Genomic DNA, 1454 nt, shown 5'->3' on the forward strand with positions numbered 1-1454 from the left:
ATCGCTTCGCGATGCATCACGAATGGATCGGTGTTTGACTTTCGGGGGGAAGCCCTTGTAGTTTGAATTCAGCAGACCAGCCAGCGAAGCTGGCGCAGGTCTGCTGCAATGAAAGGTTATGCATAGACGCCGCTCGTTGGTTTAAATGGCATTAAAGCGGCGACCTGCGCCTTTGAGCACTCGAAATCAAGCTCCAGACCATAGATCGACTCAAAATGAACAGCGATCCGCTTTGCGCCATCCTCAGCGACCGCCTCGGATAGGAAGATGTCCTCAATTACGTTTTGATGGTTGACGTTTTTGAGTTGAAGGCAGTCCACCTCATCGAACCTGAATTCAATCAAACAATGCTTTTCCAACTTGTAAAAGCCTTGATCTGTGACTTCCGAAGTCATTTGAAAAGCGTGGACCTTCATAGAGACGATAGGCCCATGATGCTTGTCACCTCGGTCAAAGTTCACCGATAGGACTTCCGAGTCATGCAAGGAAGGCCATTGACCAAACCAGTTGATCACCAATTCGGCTCCGTCGAAGTTAACCACGGACTCCATTTGCTCCTCTATGCATAGCGTTGGAGGTGACCGGCACGCTGCGTCATGGCAGCGGCGAAAAGTACTCTCGGAATTCCCATTTCGTAATGACGGCGTAGATTCGACCATTCTCGCAGCCCCAGTGCTGCAGGTACTCGACGCCCAGCAAGCGACTCCGCAAAGTAGCCCAGTTTGAGCCACTTTCGACTATGCGCACCTCATCGAACAAGAGGTCCGCCGGAGTTTGTTCGTCCTCAAAGTATGAGCCGACGTGGCGAGATCCGAAGATCAAGATCAGCCGCCCAAAGAACTTGTTCTCGAACAGGGCCTTGGCCTTCTCAGTTACCTCGGGGTGCTTGCGCATGTCCGCCAGTGTGAGCGCCTCGTCGGACTTCCAGCGCCCAATTAGGCAATCTGGGACTTGAGAGAAGGCACAGTTCGAAGCGGCCATGAAAGCCAGGAGTGCCAGCAGCTTTTCCATGACGTCTAATGCCTGAATAAAGCCGACCCGCGAAGCGGGTTCGGCTTGCATGAATTGTTAGGCGGACCAGCACCAAGATCCGCGCGTTCCGGCCACCTTATGGTTGGACTGAAATCTACCTTAAGAATGTCGATCTCGAACGGACTATCAACCTTGTCTAGGTTGAGAACTGCCGAAATCACAACTCCGTCCGAATCATAGAAATGGCACTCTGAGGGGGACGAGCCGTAGCTCCGGCCTAGAGGGGCGATTGCCAAGCTGCCCATGCCACCATCTTGCATTGGCTCTACACGCAATGCGTCCAAGTCAACCGAAAGTCCCGCCAGCTCAAACAGGTAGCCGACCAATGGGCGCTCACGTTCCAGTAGTTCTCTCATGGCCGCCTAACGAATGAAAGGGACTTCCCCGTCCCGGGTGATCCGCGCATTTGCGGGGTACGGCAT

General features: G+C 53.5%; 3 protein-coding genes. All 3 read right to left on the reverse strand.

Going from position 1 to position 1454, the window contains the following annotated elements; all coding sequences use genetic code 11:
• Positions 1–116: 116 nt before the first annotated feature.
• From ACFOPI_RS18735 to ACFOPI_RS18745, 3 genes are read right to left on the reverse strand one after another with little or no spacing between them, the layout of a single operon-like run.
• Positions 117–542, reverse strand: a complete 426-nt coding sequence (locus tag ACFOPI_RS18735) for an Imm50 family immunity protein (protein ID WP_382177238.1) — start codon at positions 540–542, stop codon at positions 117–119.
• 52 nt (positions 543–594) lie between these two features.
• Positions 595–1062 (reverse strand): hypothetical protein, encoded by a 468-nt coding sequence (locus ACFOPI_RS18740; RefSeq protein WP_382177241.1) that lies wholly within the window; start codon positions 1060–1062, stop codon positions 595–597.
• The gene (locus ACFOPI_RS18745) at positions 1017–1388 is read right to left on the reverse strand and encodes a DUF6984 family protein (protein WP_382177244.1); all 372 of its coding nucleotides are present in this window, start codon (positions 1386–1388) and stop codon (positions 1017–1019) included. Before ACFOPI_RS18745 ends, ACFOPI_RS18740 begins: the two co-directional genes overlap by 46 nt.
• Positions 1389–1454: the final 66 nt, after the last annotated feature.

Origin of the sequence: Hydrogenophaga luteola, assembly GCF_042648585.1 — a bacterium.
GTDB lineage: Bacteria > Pseudomonadota > Gammaproteobacteria > Burkholderiales > Burkholderiaceae_C > Hydrogenophaga > Hydrogenophaga luteola.